The organism is Pseudomonas sp. H3_A02 (assembly GCF_054671965.1).
The window spans coordinates 1,082,657-1,097,905 of record NZ_CP162807.1; the positions used below are offsets into that span (position 1 = coordinate 1,082,657).

The following is a 15,249-nucleotide window of genomic DNA, read 5'->3' on the forward strand; positions in this document are numbered from 1 at the left end:
CTTCGGGCGCCCATTTCCAACTCCCACGACTATTCGGAACCCGCAAAACCCCATCATGGACCCTTCCCCTGGCTTGTCCCTCGTTACACTCTTCGCCGAATTTGGCATGATTCTTTTTGCTCTGATCCTGGTTTTGCTCAACGGCTTTTTCGTTGCGGCCGAATTCGCCATGGTCAAGCTGCGCTCGACCCGGGTCGAGGCCATTGCCGAGCAGAACGGCTGGCGCGGGCATATCCTGCGCACCGTCCACAGCCAGCTCGACGCCTACCTGTCGGCGTGCCAGTTGGGCATCACCCTGGCGTCCCTGGGCCTGGGCTGGGTCGGTGAGCCAGCGTTCGCCCACATCCTCGAGCCGTTGCTGGGCGCGGTCGGCGTGCAGTCGCCGGAAGTAATCAAGGGCGTGTCGTTCTTCACCGCGTTCTTCATCATTTCGTATCTGCACATCGTGGTCGGTGAACTGGCGCCCAAATCCTGGGCCATTCGCAAACCCGAGCTGCTGTCGCTGTGGACCGCCGTGCCGCTGTACCTGTTCTACTGGGCCATGTACCCGGCGATCTACCTGCTCAACGCCAGCGCCAACGCCATCTTGCGCATCGCCGGCCAAGGCGAGCCCGGCCCCCATCACGAACACCATTACAGCCGTGAAGAACTGAAGCTGATCCTGCACTCCAGCCGTGGCCAGGACCCGAGCGACCAGGGCATGCGCGTGCTGGCCTCGGCCGTGGAAATGGGTGAGCTGGAAGTGGTGGACTGGGCCAACTCCCGGGAAGATCTGGTGACGTTGGAGTTCAACGCGCCGCTCAAGGAAATCCTGGCGATGTTCCGTCGCCACAAGTTTAGCCGTTATCCGGTGTACGACAGCGAGCGCCAAGAGTTCGTCGGCCTGCTGCACATCAAGGACCTGCTGCTGGAACTGGCGGCCCTGGACCACATTCCCGAGTCGTTCAACCTGGCCGAACTGACCCGGCCGCTGGAACGGGTGTCGCGGCACATGCCGCTGTCGCAGTTGCTGGAGCAGTTCCGCAAGGGCGGCTCGCACTTCGCCGTGGTCGAGGAAGCCGACGGCAACATCATCGGCTATCTGACCATGGAAGACGTGCTGGAAGTGCTGGTGGGCGACATCCAGGACGAACACCGCAAGGCCGAGCGCGGGATCCTGGCCTACCAGCCGGGCAAGCTGCTGGTACGCGGCGACACGCCACTGTTCAAGGTCGAGCGCCTGCTGGGGATCGACCTGGACCACATCGAAGCCGAAACCCTGGCCGGCCTGGTCTATGAAACCCTCAAGCGCGTGCCGGAAGAGGAAGAAGTGCTGGAAGTCGAAGGCCTGCGGATCATCATCAAGAAGATGAAAGGGCCGAAGATCATCCTGGCGAAGGTGTTGATGCTCGATTGAGCGTCAACCCTGATATTGAAGGTCCACCTGTGGCGAGGGGATTTATCCCCGCTGGGCTGCGAAGCAGCCCCAAAACCTGACATTCCAGGTTGACTGGCAAATTGAGTTAGCAGTGCTGGGGGTCGCTTCGCGACCCAGCGGGGATAAATCCCCTCGCCACAAAAAGCCCCTCGAATCTCCAGAGTTACTGCTTGCCCAACGCAAAGTTGGGCAAGTCGCCCACTGGCTGATTGAACTGGTAGGGAATCGACACCAGCCCCAACCCGGTATTGCGCTGCACCACGAAATGCAGGTGCGGGCCTGAGCTGTTGCCGGTATTGCCCGACAACGCCAACGGCGTGCCCACACCGACCCGCTGCCCTTCCCGTACGCTCACCGAGCCTTTCTGCAGGTGCAGGTAGACGCCCATGGTGCCGTCGTCGTGCAGCACCCGCACGAAATTGCCCGCAGGGTCGTCCCCGCGGCCGGTCTGCGCATTTTCGGTCTTGATGACCACGCCACCCCGCGCGGCGATGATCGGCGTGCCGACGGGCATGGCGATGTCCATGGCGTAGCGGTTCTTCGGGCCGTAATGGCTGTATTGGCCGTTGGCTCCCTGGCTCAGCCGGAACGGCCCGCCACGCCAAGGCAACGGGTAGCGATAGGCCTGCGCCGCACCGGCCGGGTCGCCCAGGGAATATTCGAACCTTGGGGTATACACCAACGGCCTGCCAGGTCGGGTGGCGGTGAGCAGCGCCAGGCGCAGGTTGCTGCGCGCCGGCAGCACCCGACGAATCGGTCGGCTCGGCGCACCGCTGACGTTGCGCAGCCCGGCGAAACTCAACTCGATCTCCACCGGCGCGTATAGGTCATTGCGCACGAACACCGCATCAGCGCCGTTCTGTTTCTTGATATCGAGAAACACCTGCCGCTCCAGGCGTTCAACCATGCGGTCACGGAACACGAACACTTGGGCGCCCCTACTGGGACGGTCACTGTAGGACACCACGCCATTGGCGTCGGTGGATTTATAGATCGTCATGGCCACGGCCGAGGTGGAGACCAGGACAAGAGCGCAGGCGTACAACAGGGGCGCGAGCATGGGCAAAAGTTCTGTCGAAAAAGGAAGGCCTGAACAGCAGCCTAGCAGCTGGGATGGACCAGCGTAGTCGACGGATGTTTCAAAATGGGTTGGCGAGATGCCGAAGCTGATGGCCCCATCGCGAGCAAGCTCGCTCCCACATTGGATCTGCGGTGAACGCAGATTCAATGACCACTGAAGATCAACTGTGGGAGCGAGCTTGCTCGCGATAGCGGACTCAAAGGCACCGCCGTATCAGGCGCCTGGCACGAAGTGTTTCTGCGCGGTGCCGCGGGCGATCAGGCGGGAGATGTAGTCGAGTTTCTGCGGGTCTTTGTCAACGAAGCGGAACGTCAGTTGCAGCCATTCGCTGTCAGGCGTCTGCTCATGGGCGACGATGGCGTGCAGGTAGCCGTTCAGACGTGCGGTTTCGGCGTTGTCGCCCTGTTCCATGTCCAGCACCGCGCTTTCGAGCACTTGTGGCAGGGCGTCGCTGCGCTTGACCACCAGCAGCGCTTCCTTGAGGCTCAGGGCCTTGATCACGCATTGCTGGGTGCCGCTGGACAGGCGCAACTGGCCTTGGCCACGGTTGGTCGCCGAAGCCGCGGCTACAGGCGCCTTGACCGGTGGGCTGTTGAGCAAGCCACGGGCCGGGGCAGCAGCGGCTGCAGGAGCGGGAGCGGCGGCCGGCTTGGTAAAAGGATTCGCCGCGGGCGCCGAAGCAACAGCCGCCACCGGAGTCTTGCCGCCCGTCAGGGCGCTGAGGGAATCATTGCCGAACGCCGAGTTCATCTTGGTCGGGGCACTGTTCATCAGCGTGTCGAGCTTGCCGACCTTGTGCAGGGCCTGCTTGACCTTGGTCAGCAACTGTTCGTTGGTGAACGGCTTGCTGACGTAGCCGGAAACGCCGGCCTGGATCGCCTGGACCACGTTTTCCTTGTCGCCACGGCTGGTGACCATCACGAACGGCATACCCTTGAGGTTGTCCTGCTGGCGGCACCAGGTCAGCAGTTCCAGGCCGGACATCTCCGGCATTTCCCAATCGCACAACACCAGATCGAACGCCTCGCGAGCCAGTAGGGCCTGGGCTTTCTTGCCGTTCACCGCGTCTTCGATACGCACGCCCGGGAAGTAGTTGCGCAGGCACTTCTTCACCAGGTCACGAATGAACGAAGCATCGTCCACGACCAACACACTGACCTTACTCATCCAGATACACCTCTAAAAAATCCCGGCAAGCATACCGCTTTTACTGATGGCACATTGCCAAAAAACCTTCAGTCACGCCGGGACTTTTCGTTCGCGGGGTGCTGCTTTCGATTAAAAAAAACCCAAAAAAAAAGCCCGGCCAGAAGGCCGGGCGCTTTTCTTGGCAATCTTACTTATCGTCAGTTTCACCCGGAACATTAGCAGTTTCGGACGGGGTACCCTCAACTTCTTCCTTCATCCGCTTGAGGCCCATATGGCGCACATCGGTACCGCGCACCAGGTAGATGACAAGTTCCGAGATGTTGCGCGCATGATCGCCGATACGCTCCAGAGAACGCAGCACCCAGATAATGCTCAACACCCGGGAGATGGAGCGCGGGTCTTCCATCATGTAGGTCGCCAGCTCGCGCAGGGCGGTCTTGTATTCGCGGTCAATGATCTTGTCGTACTGGGCCACCGACAACGCCAGGTCGGCGTCGAAGCGGGCGAAGGCATCCAGTGCGTCGCGGACCATGTTGCGCACCTGGTCGCCAATGTGGCGAACCTCGACGTAACCGCGCGGCGCCTCGCCCTCTTCGCACAACTGAATGGCACGACGGGCGATCTTGGTGGCTTCGTCGCCGATCCGCTCAAGATCGATCACCGACTTGGAAATGCTGATGATCAACCGCAGGTCGGACGCGGCCGGCTGACGACGGGCCAGGATACGCAGGCACTCCTCGTCGATATTGCGTTCCATCTGGTTGATCTGGTCATCGATTTCGCGCACCTGCTGGGCCAGGCCGGAGTCGGCCTCGATCAGCGCGGTCACCGCGTCGTTGACCTGCTTTTCCACCAGCCCGCCCATGGCCAGCAAGTGACTGCGCACTTCCTCCAGCTCGGCATTGAACTGTGCGGAAATATGGTGAGTAAGGCCTTCCTTCGAAATCATCTTGTTCGCTCCGCGAAAGTTGCAAGCTTCAAGCTGCAAGCTTCAAGCAGTTAAATGTTGATCCTGATAGCGCAGTGCGGCTATGCAGTTGCCTCGACTAGCCGTAACGACCGGTGATGTAGTCTTCGGTCTGTTTCTTCGCCGGATTGGTGAACAGCGTATCGGTATCGCCGAATTCCACCAGTTTGCCCATGTACATGAACGCGGTGTAGTCGGAAACCCGCGCCGCCTGTTGCATGTTGTGGGTCACGATGACGATGGTGAACTTGGACTTGAGCTCGTAGATCAGCTCTTCGACTTTCAGCGTCGAGATCGGGTCCAGGGCCGAGCAGGGTTCGTCGAGCAACAGCACTTCTGGCTCCACGGCGATGGTGCGCGCGATGACCAGACGTTGTTGCTGGCCGCCGGACAGACCGAGGGCAGACTCATGCAGGCGGTCCTTGACCTCGTCCCACAGCGCCGCGCCCTTGAGGGCCCATTCCACGGCTTCGTCGAGGATGCGCTTCTTGTTGATGCCCTGGATGCGCAGGCCGTAGACCACGTTCTCGTAGATGGTTTTCGGGAACGGGTTGGGCTTCTGGAACACCATGCCCACGCGACGGCGCAGCTCGGCCACGTCTTCGCCCTTGCGGTAGATGTTGTTGCCGTAGAGGTTGATTTCACCTTCGACGCGGCAGCCGTCCACCAGGTCGTTCATGCGGTTGAAGGTGCGCAGCAAGGTTGACTTCCCGCAGCCCGACGGGCCGATGAACGCGGTGACGCGCTGTTTCGGGATGTTCAGGCTGACGTCATACAGCGCCTGCTTTTCGCCGTAGAACAGATTCAGGCCGGGCACTTCGATGGCAACGGTTTCCTGGGCCAGGTCCAGGCTTTGCTTGTCGCGGCCCAGGGCCGACATGTTGATGCCGTGTGTCTGTGTTTCGTGTTGCATGGGAGGCTCCCTGTGCTAACAAATTCGGTTCGGAACGCCTGTGTGGCGGCCCCATAAAATTCCAGTGAACGCCGATCAGTGTGGGAGCGAGCTTGCTCGCGAAGGGGCCCTCAAGGCCGCCAGAAGCTTCGCGAGCAAGCTCGCTCCCACATGAAAATCAGCTATCCAGTGCTTTGTACTTCTCGCGCAGGTGGTTACGGATCCACACCGCCGACAGGTTGAGCGTGGCGATCACCAGCACCAGCAGCAGCGCCGTGGCGTACACCAGCGGTCGCGCCGCTTCGACGTTCGGGCTCTGGAAGCCGACGTCATAGATATGGAAGCCCAGGTGCATGATTTTCTGGTCCAGGTGCAGGTACGGGTAATTACCGTCCAGTGGCAGCGATGGGGCCAGTTTCACCACGCCCACCAGCATCAACGGCGCCACTTCACCGGCGGCACGGGCCACGGCGAGGATCATCCCGGTCATCATCGCCGGGCTCGCCATGGGCAGGACGATTTTCCACAGGGTCTCGGCTTTGGTCGCGCCGAGGGCCAGGGAGCCTTCACGCACGGTCCGCGGGATCCGCGCCAGGCCTTCTTCGGTGGCCACGATCACTACCGGCACCGCCAGCAGCGCCAGGGTCAGGGACGCCCAGAGCAGACCCGGGGTGCCAAAGGTCGGTGCCGGCAAGGCTTCGGGGAAGAACAAACGGTCGACCGAACCACCCAGCACGTAGACGAAGAAGCCCAGGCCGAACACACCGTAGACGATGGCCGGAACACCCGCCAAGTTGTTCACCGCGATGCGGATCAGGCGGGTCATCGGGCCCTGGCGGGCGTATTCACGCAGGTAGACCGCCGCAAGCACGCCGAACGGCGTCACGATCATTGCCATGATCAGGGTCATCATCACGGTGCCGAAAATCGCCGGGAAGATGCCGCCTTCGGTGTTGGCTTCACGGGGGTCGTCGCTGAGGAATTCCCAGACCTTGCTGAAGTAGAAACCCATCTTGGTGAACGTGCCCATGCCGTTTGGCTGGTAGGCGTGCACCACTTTGCCGATTTCGATCTCCACTTCCTTGCCGTTGGCATCGCGGGCCGTCAGGCTGTCGCGGTTGAACTGCGCATGCAGGTCGGCCAGGCGTACTTCGATGTCTTTGTAGCGGGCGTTGAGTTCGGCGCGCTCGCTTTCCAGGTCGGCCTGGGCCGAAGCGTCGAGTTTGCCATCCAGTTCCAGTTTTCGACCGTGCAGGCGGACACGCTCCAGGCCGGCGTTGATTGCACCGATTTCGACTTTTTCCAGGGTCTTGAGCTCGGCGGCCAACTGATTGACGCGCTGTACGCGGGCCTGCAGTTGCGGCCAGGCGGCCTCGCCTTCGGCGATGACCTTGCCGCCTTCCTTGACGTTGACCAGGTAGCCGTAGAAGTTGCCCCACTCACGACGCTCGATGGCCATCAGTTCCGGCGGCGTGGTCTGGTTGGTCAGCCAATCGCCGACGATCCAGGTGAAGTCGGTGCCGTTCAGGTCCCGGTTGCCGACCTTGATCAGTTCACGGGTCATGAACTCGGGGCCTTCGTCCGGCACCGGCAGGCCGGCGCTTTTCAGGCGCTCGCGAGGCACTTCTTCTTTCTGCACGACTTCGCCGACCACCAGGTGCGCAGGCATGCCTGGCACGTTGTAGCTAGCGTGGATCAGGTCCGCCGGCCAGAAGTGGCCCAGGCCGCGCACGGCGATCACCGCCAGCAGGCCAATGGTCATGATGACCGCGATGGACACCGCGCCACCGCTGATCCAGACGCCGGGGGCGCCGCTCTTGAACCATCCTTTCAGGGAGTTCTGTTTCACAGACTTCTACCTTTCTTAAAGCGACGAATATTTCTTGCGCAGACGCTGACGGATCAGCTCGGCGAGGGTGTTCATGACGAAGGTGAACAACAGCAACACCAAGGCCGACAGGAACAGCACGCGGTAATGGCTGCCGCCGACTTCCGACTCAGGCATCTCCACCGCCACGTTGGCCGCCAGGGTGCGCAGGCCTTCGAACAGGTTCATTTCCATGACCGGTGTGTTACCGGTGGCCATCAGCACGATCATGGTCTCGCCCACCGCACGGCCCATGCCGATCATCAGCGCCGAGAAGATGCCGGGGCTGGCGGTGAGGATCACCACGCGGGTCATGGTCTGCCACGGCGTGGCACCGAGGGCCAGGGAGCCCAGGGTCAGGCCACGCGGCACGCTGAACACGGCATCTTCGGCGATGGAATAGATGTTCGGGATCACCGCGAATCCCATCGCCAGGCCGACCACCAAGGCGTTGCGCTGGTCGTAGGTGATGCCCAGGTCATGGGAGATCCACATGCGCATGTCGCCGCCAAAGAACCAGGCTTCCATGTACGGGCTCATGTACAGCGAGAGCCAGCCCACGAACAGGATCACCGGGATCAACAGGGCGCTTTCCCAGCCGTCCGGCACTCTCAGGCGAATGGATTCCGGCAGGCGGCTGAAGGCGAAACCGGCGACCAGGATGCCGATCGGCAACAACATCAGCAGGCTGAAGATGCCCGGCAGGTGCCCTTCGACGTACGGCGCCAGGAACAGGCCGGCGAAGAAGCCAAGGATCACCGTCGGCATCGCTTCCATCAGCTCGATCACCGGCTTGACCTTGCGACGCATGCCCGGAGCCATGAAGTAGGCGGTGTAGATCGCCGCAGCCACCGCCAGCGGCGCGGCCAGCAGCATCGCGTAGAACGCCGCCTTCAAGGTACCGAAGGTCAGCGGCGAGAGGCTCAGCTTGGGTTCGAAGTCGGTGTTGGCGGCGGTCGACTGCCAGACATATTTAGGTTCGTCGTAGTTTTCGTACCAGACCTTGCTCCACAACGCGCTCCACGACACTTCCGGGTGCGGGTTGTCCAGCGTCAACGGTTGCAACTTGCCGCCCTGTTCAACGATCAGGCGGTTGGCCCGCGGCGACATGCCGAACAGGCCCTGGCCGTCGACCACCTGGTCCACCAACAGGGTGCGGTGGGCGGTGCTGTGGAACACCCCCAGCTTGCCGGCGGCGTCGAGCGCCACGAAACCTTTGCGACGTTCTTCGGCGCTGATCTCGACGATAGGCGCGCTGCCCATCTGGAAGGTACGAATCTGTTTGAAGCGCAATTCGCCGTCTGGATCGCGGGCCATGAACCACTGGGCCAAGCCGCCCGTGGAATCGCCGACGATCAGCGAGATCCCGCCCACCAACTGGGCGGCAGCGGTGACTTGGGCGTCGCCGTTCTCCAGCAATTTGTAACGACCGTTGAGGCTCTTGTCCCGCAGGCTGAATACATCGGCCTGGGCACGTCCGTTGACCACATACAGCCATTGCTGGCGCGGGTCGACGAAGATGTTCTTCACCGGCTCGGTCATCTGCGGCAGGTCGATACGCGTCTGCTCGCTGGTGATTTCACCGGTCATCATGTTTTCTTCGCTGGTAAGCGACAACACTTGCAGCTGGGCGCCGCTGGAACCGGCCAGCAGCAGCGTCGAATCCGTGGCGTTGAGGCTGACATGCTCCAGGGCCACGCCCTGTTCGTTCAACGCGATCGGCGCCTCGCCGTAAGGATATTCGATGGCGGGCGAGATGGTTTTCTTGCCGTCCGGGTAGGAGACCTTATACGTGTGACGGAACACCAAGGCCTGACCGTTGGACAGACCAATGGCCACCAACGGGCTACCGGGCTGGTCCTCGCCAATGGCGGTCACGCTGGCACCGGCTGGGATCGGCAGGTCGACGCGGCGCAGTTCGGCACCGCTGTCGAGGTCGTAGAACAGCGCCTGGCCCTTGTCGGAAACCCGCATGGCCACTTGGTTCTGTTCTTCGATAGAGATCATCAGCGGTTTGCCGGCATCTTGCATCCAGGCCGGAGTAATCGAATCCTTGGCGCTCAGGTCCGCGCCCTGGAACAGGGGCATCACCACGTAGGCCAGGAAGAAGAAAATCAGGGTAATGGCCGCCAGGACGGCGAGACCGCCGACCAGCACATACCAGCGTGTCAGGCGATCCTTGAGCGCACGGATGCGGCGCTTGCGTTGCAGCTCAGGCGTATTGAAGTCAATGCGCTTGGGAGGGGAAGTCGTAGTCATTGTGGAGTTGGCCAGATCATTCATGCGCACACCCTAGCGATCCTGTATGACAGAAAGATGACAGTGAAGTGACGCAACAAATCCGCCGCTGGTGGAAACCGGCAGCGGACAGGAATTTGGTCTGTGGGAGCGAGCTTGCTCGCGATGAAGTCATCCCATCCAACATCAACGGTGACAGACCTACCGCTATCGCGAGCAAGCTCGCTCCCACAGTAGCCCGGGCGTTGGCCCGGGCTTAGGTGTTACTGCTTGGCGACGTTGCCGCCTTCTTGCAGACCCAGGTCAGCCAGTGCCTTGGCGGCCACCTTGGCTGGCAGTGGGATGTAGCCGTCCTTGACCACAACTTCCTGGCCTTGCTTGGACAGGATCAGCTTCACGAACTCGGCTTCCAGCGGGGCCAGAGGCTTGTTCGGCGCTTTGTTGACGTAGACGTAGAGGAAACGCGACAGCGGATACTTGCCGTTCAGGGCGTTTTCTTCGGTGTCCTCGATGAACTCGCCGCCTTCTTTCTTGGCCAGGGCAACGGTTTTCACGCTGGCGGTCTTGTAGCCGATACCCGAATAGCCAACGCCGTTAAGCGAGCTGCTGATCGACTGCACAACCGAAGCCGAACCGGGTTGTTCGTTGACGTTTGGCTTGTAGTCGCCTTTGCACAGGGCTTCTTCCTTGAAGTAGCCGTAGGTGCCAGACACCGAGTTACGACCGAACAGTTGGACCGGCTTGTTGGCCAGGTCGCCGGTCACGCCCAGGTCGCCCCAGGTCTTGACGTCAGCCTTGGCGCCGCACAGGCGAGTCGAAGAGAAAATGGCATCGACCTGAGCCATGGTCAGGTGCTTGATGGGGTTGTCCTTGTGCACGAATACGGCCAGGGCGTCCACGGCTACCGGGATAGCGGTTGGCTTGTAGCCGTATTTGGTTTCGAAGGCCTGCAGTTCGTTGTCCTTCATCTTGCGGCTCATCGGGCCCAGGTTGGCGGTGCCTTCGGTGAGTGCGGGCGGCGCGGTGGAGGAACCGGCGGCTTGAATCTGGATGTTTACGTTCGGGTATTCTTTCTTGTAGTTCTCGGCCCACAAGGTCATCAGGTTGGCCAGGGTATCGGAGCCGACGCTGGAGAGGTTGCCCGACACACCAGTGGTCTTGGTGTAGCTCGGGATCGCAGGGTCAACAGCGGCAACCGCGTTGGCAGTCGCAACGCCAGCAGCGACAAACGTCATTGCCGCCATCAAACGCTTCAGTTTCATGCCTTACTCCTAGCAGATAGGTGTGTTAAGTCGGCCAAGTATTGGTAAGCCGTGTGAACACTCTATGGCTGAAATATGACAATTGGATGAAAGGCCAGCATTGAGTTTTGCAGGATGTTGTGGCGAGGGGATTTATCTCCGTTGGGCTGCGAAGCAGCCCTCAAGCCAGCGCCTCGGTGTATCAGGCTGGTCCCAATCCAGCCATTGGGGGCTGCTTAGCAGCCCAGCGGGGATAAATCCCCTCGCCACAAAGGCTGTTCGGCGCCGCCTAGCGACCCTTCTTCCAGAGATACCCGCCCACCACAATCCCGATCCCACAGATGGCCGCCACGTAATACGCCGGCCCCATCGAGCTCTCCTTCAACAGCAAGGTCACGATCATCGGCGTCAACCCGCCGAAGATCGCGTAAGCCAGGTTGTAGGAAAACGACAGGCCGCTGAAGCGCACCACGGCCGGGAAGGCATTGACCATGACATACGGCACCGCGCCGATGGTGCCCACCAGCAAGCCACTCAAGGCATACAGCGGGAACAGCCACTCGGGGTGGTCGAACAGGCAGTGGTAAAAGGTCCAGAACGTGATCATCAGCAAACCGCTGCCGAAGACAAACACCCGGCCGGCACCGAAACGGTCGGCCAACACACCCGCACCGATGCAACCGAAACTCAGGAACACGATCGCCAGGCTGTTGGCCTGCAATGCAACGGTCGGGCTGAAGTGGTACACCGTCTGCAGCACGGTCGGTGTCATCAGGATGACCACAATGACGCCGGCCGACAGCAGCCAGGTCAGCAGCATGGAAATGGCGATGGCACCGCGATGATCACGCAGCACGGCCCGCAGCGGCACTTCCTCGGCCAGGGCCTTGCGCAGTTGCAGTTCGGCGAATACCGGGGTTTCGTGCAGCCAGCGCCGCAGGTACACCGAAAACAGGCCAAACACACCGCCCATCAGGAACGGAATCCGCCAGGCGTAATCCGCCACTTCCACCGGCGTATAAATACTGTTGATGGCCGTGGCGACCAGCGAACCCAACAGAATCCCCGCCGTCAGGCCGCAGGTCAGGGTGCCGCAGGCATAGCCGATGTGGCGTGCCGGAACGTGTTCGGAAACGAATACCCAAGCGCCCGGCACTTCCCCGCCGATGGCCGCGCCCTGGATCACGCGCATCAACAGCAGCAGGATGGGCGCCCACATGCCGATCTGCGCATAGGTAGGCAGCAGGCCCATGATCAGGGTCGGCACAGCCATCATGAAAATGCTCAGGGTGAACATTTTCTTGCGCCCCAGCAGGTCGCCGAAGTGGGCCATGATGATCCCGCCCAGGGGCCGAGCCAGGTAGCCGGCGGCAAAAATGCCGAAGGTCTGCATCAGGCGCAGCCATTCAGGCATTTCGGCAGGAAAGAACAATTTGCCGACCACGGTGGCAAAGAACACGAAAATGATGAAATCGTAGAACTCCAGCGCACCGCCCAGGGCTGAAAGCGACAGGGTCTTGTAATCGTTGCGAGTCAATGGACGTGCCGGCTGTGCGGGTGTCGCCGTGCTCGAAGGCGCAGTGGTCATGGCAAGGGCTTCTCTTATAGTCGGTTCTGCAACCCTGGCAACACGGGTTGGGGCCTGGACAGGTTCGGCACGATAGCAAATTGTTCGAAAAAGCACATAGAGGCGCGTATTTGACAGTCGAAATCAGAACCGAGTGGTCGTCTCGACGTCTATCGCCCGATATACTCGCAACCTTGCAGTACTCTGTAAGGGGTTGCTGTGCGAAAACGTCGTTGGTGACGTAGTACCAGAACCAGCCGGTTTCGCAGAGTTTCCCTTTGGCACGCCTTTACGAAAAACGTGACGAACGCAGTATGTTCGGGCTGAATCGTTTTTTAAAAAGACGGCTATTCACCTGAAGTACCAGACAGCGTTACGGGTCAGAGGCACCCCCGGCATGATAGAGCTCGAACAAGAAGATCCAATCCCGCAAGGCGACCTGGCCCTGCAAATCACCGCGCTCCCTCGCGAGACCAACGGCTTCGGCGATATTTTCGGCGGCTGGCTGGTGTCCCAGATGGACCTGGCCGGCACCGCCATGGCCAGCAAAGTGGCTGGCGGACGCGTAGCCACTGTGGCGATCGATCGCATGGCGTTCCTGGTGCCGGTGGCGGTGGGTGCGCAGTTGTCGTTCTATACCCAGGCGCTGGAAATCGGCCGCAGCTCGATCCAGATGATGGTCGAGGTCTGGAGCGACGATCCGCTGTCCAGTGAATGGCGCAAGGTGACCGAGGCGGTCTTTGTCTTCGTCGCCATCGACGGCAGCGGGCGTACCCGCTCGGTTCCGCCGCGCGCCCGTTAAACACGGCGGCCGTTTTGCGGTCCATTGCAGTCCCTGATACCGAGCGAGATTTGCAACATGCCTACGCCCAACGTCGAAGCGGTCAAACTGGATGAACTGAACGCCTGGCGCATCCGTCACGGTCAGGCCGAGTTGCTGGTGGCCCAGCAAGGCGCGCACATCCTCAGTTATCAAGTGGACGGCCAGCCGCCACTGATCTGGCTCAACGACCAGGCCACGTTCAAGGCCGGCAAAAGCATCCGCGCGGGCGTGCCGGTGTGCTGGCCGTGGTTCGGCAACCTGACGCGCAACCCCGACAGCGTGCAGGCCATGCGCGTGAGCAACGACCCGGCCACCGCCCACGGTCTGGTGCGGGCCATGGATTGGGAATTGAAGGGCATCGAAGCCGAAGGCGAAAGCCTCAAGGTGGAGTTCGTGCTGCCCTATCCTGAAAACGGCCTCTCGGGCTGGCCTCATCAGGTGGACCTGACGCTGGCCATCGTGATGGACGAGCAACTGCACATCCGCCTCACCAGCCATAACCGTGGCAGCGAAACCGTCAGCCTCAGCCAGGCGCTGCACAGCTATTTTGCCGTGAGCGACGTGCGCAATGTGCACGTCGAAGGGGTGGATGGCTTGAGCTATATCGAAACCCTGGACGACTGGAAAACCGTCACCCAGGCCGGCGACCTGCACTTTGCCGGCGAGACCGACCGTATCTACCTCAATACCCCGCCGAAGCTGAGCATCCTTGATCCGCAGTGGGAACGTCGGATCGAACTGACCAGCAGCGGTTCGCGCTCGGCAGTGATCTGGAACCCCTGGACCGAACGCGCCAAGGCGTTCAGCGACATGGCCGACGATGGCTGGCAGCGCATGCTGTGCATCGAGACGGCGAATGTGATGGACGATGTGGTGACGTTGTTGCCGCAGGCCAGTCATACCTTGGGTGTGAGCATTGGCAGCAAGCCGCTCTGACACCGCAAGACCACTGTGGGAGCGAGCTTGCTCGCGATAGCGGACTGACAGTCAACATCGCGTCGACTGATACACCGCCATCGCGAGCAAGCTCGCTCCCACAATTGGATCTGTGTTGGGCCAATAGCCTGTTACAAATCCGCCTCCTGCACCACCCTAACCTTCTCCGCCTCCAGCGCATACGCCGCACTCGCCAGGTCGTTGTCGACCTTTTCGATCTTCAGCGTGCCCGTCACCCAGAGCGGCGTGTAGATGTCGTCCAGCTTCAGGCCCTTGGGATAGCGCACCAGTACCAATTGGTTAGGCGGCGGTGGCGGGACGTGGATGCAAGCGCCGGGGTAGGGCACCAGAAAGAACAGCGTGCTGCGGCCCTTGGCGTCGGTTTCCAGCGGCACCGGATAACCGCCAATGCGGATGTGCCTGTCGTTCATCGCCGCCACGGTCTTGGTCGAATACATCACCGCCGGCAAGCCCTTGCTTTGCTTCAGGCCGCCTTTTTCAGTGAAGGTGCCGTTGGCTTCCGGGGAGTTGTGGTCGATCTCGGGCATGGCCTCGAGGGCTTTCTGGTCCGACTTGGGCATCAGTTCGAGCCAGTCGGTTTCCGGCAGCTCGGCAGCATGGGCCAGGCCACTGCCCAGCAGAAGAAGGGTCAATACTAGACGGCGCATGAAAGGGCTCGGCAATGAATGAAAAGTGAAACGCCGAGCATTCTAGCCCCCTCTGCTCGCCACGCAGAGGGGGCCTTGATGCATTTGGATCAGTTTCTTTTGATCAGGCCGTAGATCACCAGCAACACGATCGCGCCCACCAGGGCACCGATAAAGCCAGCGCCTTGGCCGGCCTGGTAGATGCCCAGGGCCTGGCCGCCATAAGTGGCTGCCAACGAACCGCCGATACCGAGCAGGATTGTCATGATCCAGCCCATGCTGTCATCGCCCGGTTTCAGGAAGCGCGCCAGCAGGCCAACGATCAAGCCGATAAAAATGGTTCCGATGATTCCCATGGCATTCCCCTCTGGTTAAGTCAGTAAGCCAAAGCCCGGTCAGGCTTTGGCACTTAGCCATGAGAGAG

13 protein-coding genes are annotated in these 15,249 nt (G+C 61.1%); 3 read left to right on the forward strand and 10 right to left on the reverse strand.

What is annotated here, in order from left to right:
• Nucleotides 1-55: 55 nt before the first annotated feature.
• Nucleotides 56-1,396: a hemolysin family protein gene (locus tag AB4N80_RS04580; protein ID WP_030138217.1), complete on the forward strand. Its 1,341-nt coding sequence runs from the start codon at nucleotides 56-58 to the stop codon at nucleotides 1,394-1,396.
• Nucleotides 1,397-1,580: 184 nt separating this feature from the next.
• On the opposite strand, the gene AB4N80_RS04585 is transcribed toward AB4N80_RS04580, so the two are convergent.
• The 8 genes from AB4N80_RS04585 to AB4N80_RS04620 all read right to left on the reverse strand — a co-directional run bounded on the left by AB4N80_RS04585 (nucleotide 1,581) and on the right by AB4N80_RS04620 (nucleotide 12,440).
• The gene (locus tag AB4N80_RS04585) at nucleotides 1,581-2,477 is read right to left on the reverse strand and encodes a peptidoglycan DD-metalloendopeptidase family protein (RefSeq protein WP_122567791.1); all 897 of its coding nucleotides are present in this window, start codon (nucleotides 2,475-2,477) and stop codon (nucleotides 1,581-1,583) included.
• A gap of 234 nt (nucleotides 2,478-2,711) precedes the next feature.
• Nucleotides 2,712-3,665: a response regulator gene (locus AB4N80_RS04590; protein WP_122567790.1), complete on the reverse strand. Its 954-nt coding sequence runs from the start codon at nucleotides 3,663-3,665 to the stop codon at nucleotides 2,712-2,714.
• A gap of 169 nt (nucleotides 3,666-3,834) precedes the next feature.
• Nucleotides 3,835-4,596: a phosphate signaling complex protein PhoU gene (phoU, locus tag AB4N80_RS04595; protein ID WP_030139132.1), complete on the reverse strand. Its 762-nt coding sequence runs from the start codon at nucleotides 4,594-4,596 to the stop codon at nucleotides 3,835-3,837.
• Nucleotides 4,597-4,693: 97 nt separating this feature from the next.
• Nucleotides 4,694-5,527, reverse strand: coding sequence for a phosphate ABC transporter ATP-binding protein PstB (gene pstB / locus AB4N80_RS04600; RefSeq protein ID WP_122567789.1), 834 nt, complete (start codon nucleotides 5,525-5,527; stop codon nucleotides 4,694-4,696).
• Between the two features lie 157 nt (nucleotides 5,528-5,684).
• Complete coding sequence (gene pstA / locus AB4N80_RS04605) at nucleotides 5,685-7,355, reverse strand: phosphate ABC transporter permease PstA (RefSeq protein WP_122567788.1); 1,671 nt, start codon at nucleotides 7,353-7,355, stop codon at nucleotides 5,685-5,687.
• A gap of 15 nt (nucleotides 7,356-7,370) precedes the next feature.
• A complete protein-coding gene (locus tag AB4N80_RS04610; RefSeq protein ID WP_205929646.1) occupies nucleotides 7,371-9,404 on the reverse strand; it encodes an ABC transporter permease subunit in 2,034 nt (677 codons plus the stop codon).
• 470 nt (nucleotides 9,405-9,874) lie between these two features.
• The gene (locus tag AB4N80_RS04615; protein ID WP_122567785.1) at nucleotides 9,875-10,873 is read right to left on the reverse strand and encodes a phosphate ABC transporter substrate-binding protein PstS; all 999 of its coding nucleotides are present in this window, start codon (nucleotides 10,871-10,873) and stop codon (nucleotides 9,875-9,877) included.
• Between the two features lie 268 nt (nucleotides 10,874-11,141).
• Nucleotides 11,142-12,440, reverse strand: a complete 1,299-nt coding sequence (locus AB4N80_RS04620) for an MFS transporter (protein ID WP_122567784.1) — start codon at nucleotides 12,438-12,440, stop codon at nucleotides 11,142-11,144.
• Nucleotides 12,441-12,816: 376 nt separating this feature from the next.
• On the opposite strand from AB4N80_RS04620, the gene AB4N80_RS04625 reads away from it, so the two are divergent.
• Together AB4N80_RS04625 and AB4N80_RS04630 are read left to right on the forward strand one after the other, a co-directional pair.
• Entirely contained in the window at nucleotides 12,817-13,221 is a 405-nt protein-coding gene (locus tag AB4N80_RS04625) for an acyl-CoA thioesterase (RefSeq protein WP_003177184.1), read from the forward strand.
• Between the two features lie 57 nt (nucleotides 13,222-13,278).
• Nucleotides 13,279-14,178 (forward strand): D-hexose-6-phosphate mutarotase, encoded by a 900-nt coding sequence (locus AB4N80_RS04630; RefSeq protein WP_305491449.1) that lies wholly within the window; start codon nucleotides 13,279-13,281, stop codon nucleotides 14,176-14,178.
• A gap of 131 nt (nucleotides 14,179-14,309) precedes the next feature.
• Here AB4N80_RS04630 and AB4N80_RS04635 read toward each other — a convergent pair whose 3' ends face one another.
• Nucleotides 14,310-14,846, reverse strand: a complete 537-nt coding sequence (locus tag AB4N80_RS04635; RefSeq protein ID WP_122567782.1) for a DUF3299 domain-containing protein — start codon at nucleotides 14,844-14,846, stop codon at nucleotides 14,310-14,312.
• Between the two features lie 89 nt (nucleotides 14,847-14,935).
• On the reverse strand, nucleotides 14,936-15,181 hold the full coding sequence (locus tag AB4N80_RS04640; protein WP_003187057.1) for a GlsB/YeaQ/YmgE family stress response membrane protein: 246 nt from the start codon (nucleotides 15,179-15,181) through the stop codon (nucleotides 14,936-14,938).
• Nucleotides 15,182-15,249: the final 68 nt, after the last annotated feature.

Bases quoted from the DNA above. Each gene is read 5' to 3' on its own strand.
- AB4N80_RS04580 (WP_030138217.1), top strand. From the start codon at position 56: ATGGACCCTTCCCCTGGCTTGTCCCTCGTTACACTCTTCGCCGAATTT.
- AB4N80_RS04585 (WP_122567791.1), bottom strand. From the start codon at position 2,477: ATGCTCGCGCCCCTGTTGTACGCCTGCGCTCTTGTCCTGGTCTCCACC.
- AB4N80_RS04590 (WP_122567790.1), bottom strand. From the start codon at position 3,665: ATGAGTAAGGTCAGTGTGTTGGTCGTGGACGATGCTTCGTTCATTCGT.
- phoU (WP_030139132.1), bottom strand. From the start codon at position 4,596: ATGATTTCGAAGGAAGGCCTTACTCACCATATTTCCGCACAGTTCAAT.
- pstB (WP_122567789.1), bottom strand. From the start codon at position 5,527: ATGCAACACGAAACACAGACACACGGCATCAACATGTCGGCCCTGGGC.
- AB4N80_RS04610 (WP_205929646.1), bottom strand. From the start codon at position 9,404: ATGCAAGATGCCGGCAAACCGCTGATGATCTCTATCGAAGAACAGAAC.
- AB4N80_RS04615 (WP_122567785.1), bottom strand. From the start codon at position 10,873: ATGAAACTGAAGCGTTTGATGGCGGCAATGACGTTTGTCGCTGCTGGC.
- AB4N80_RS04620 (WP_122567784.1), bottom strand. From the start codon at position 12,440: ATGACCACTGCGCCTTCGAGCACGGCGACACCCGCACAGCCGGCACGT.
- AB4N80_RS04625 (WP_003177184.1), top strand. From the start codon at position 12,817: ATGATAGAGCTCGAACAAGAAGATCCAATCCCGCAAGGCGACCTGGCC.
- AB4N80_RS04630 (WP_305491449.1), top strand. From the start codon at position 13,279: ATGCCTACGCCCAACGTCGAAGCGGTCAAACTGGATGAACTGAACGCC.
- AB4N80_RS04635 (WP_122567782.1), bottom strand. From the start codon at position 14,846: ATGCGCCGTCTAGTATTGACCCTTCTTCTGCTGGGCAGTGGCCTGGCC.
- AB4N80_RS04640 (WP_003187057.1), bottom strand. From the start codon at position 15,181: ATGGGAATCATCGGAACCATTTTTATCGGCTTGATCGTTGGCCTGCTG.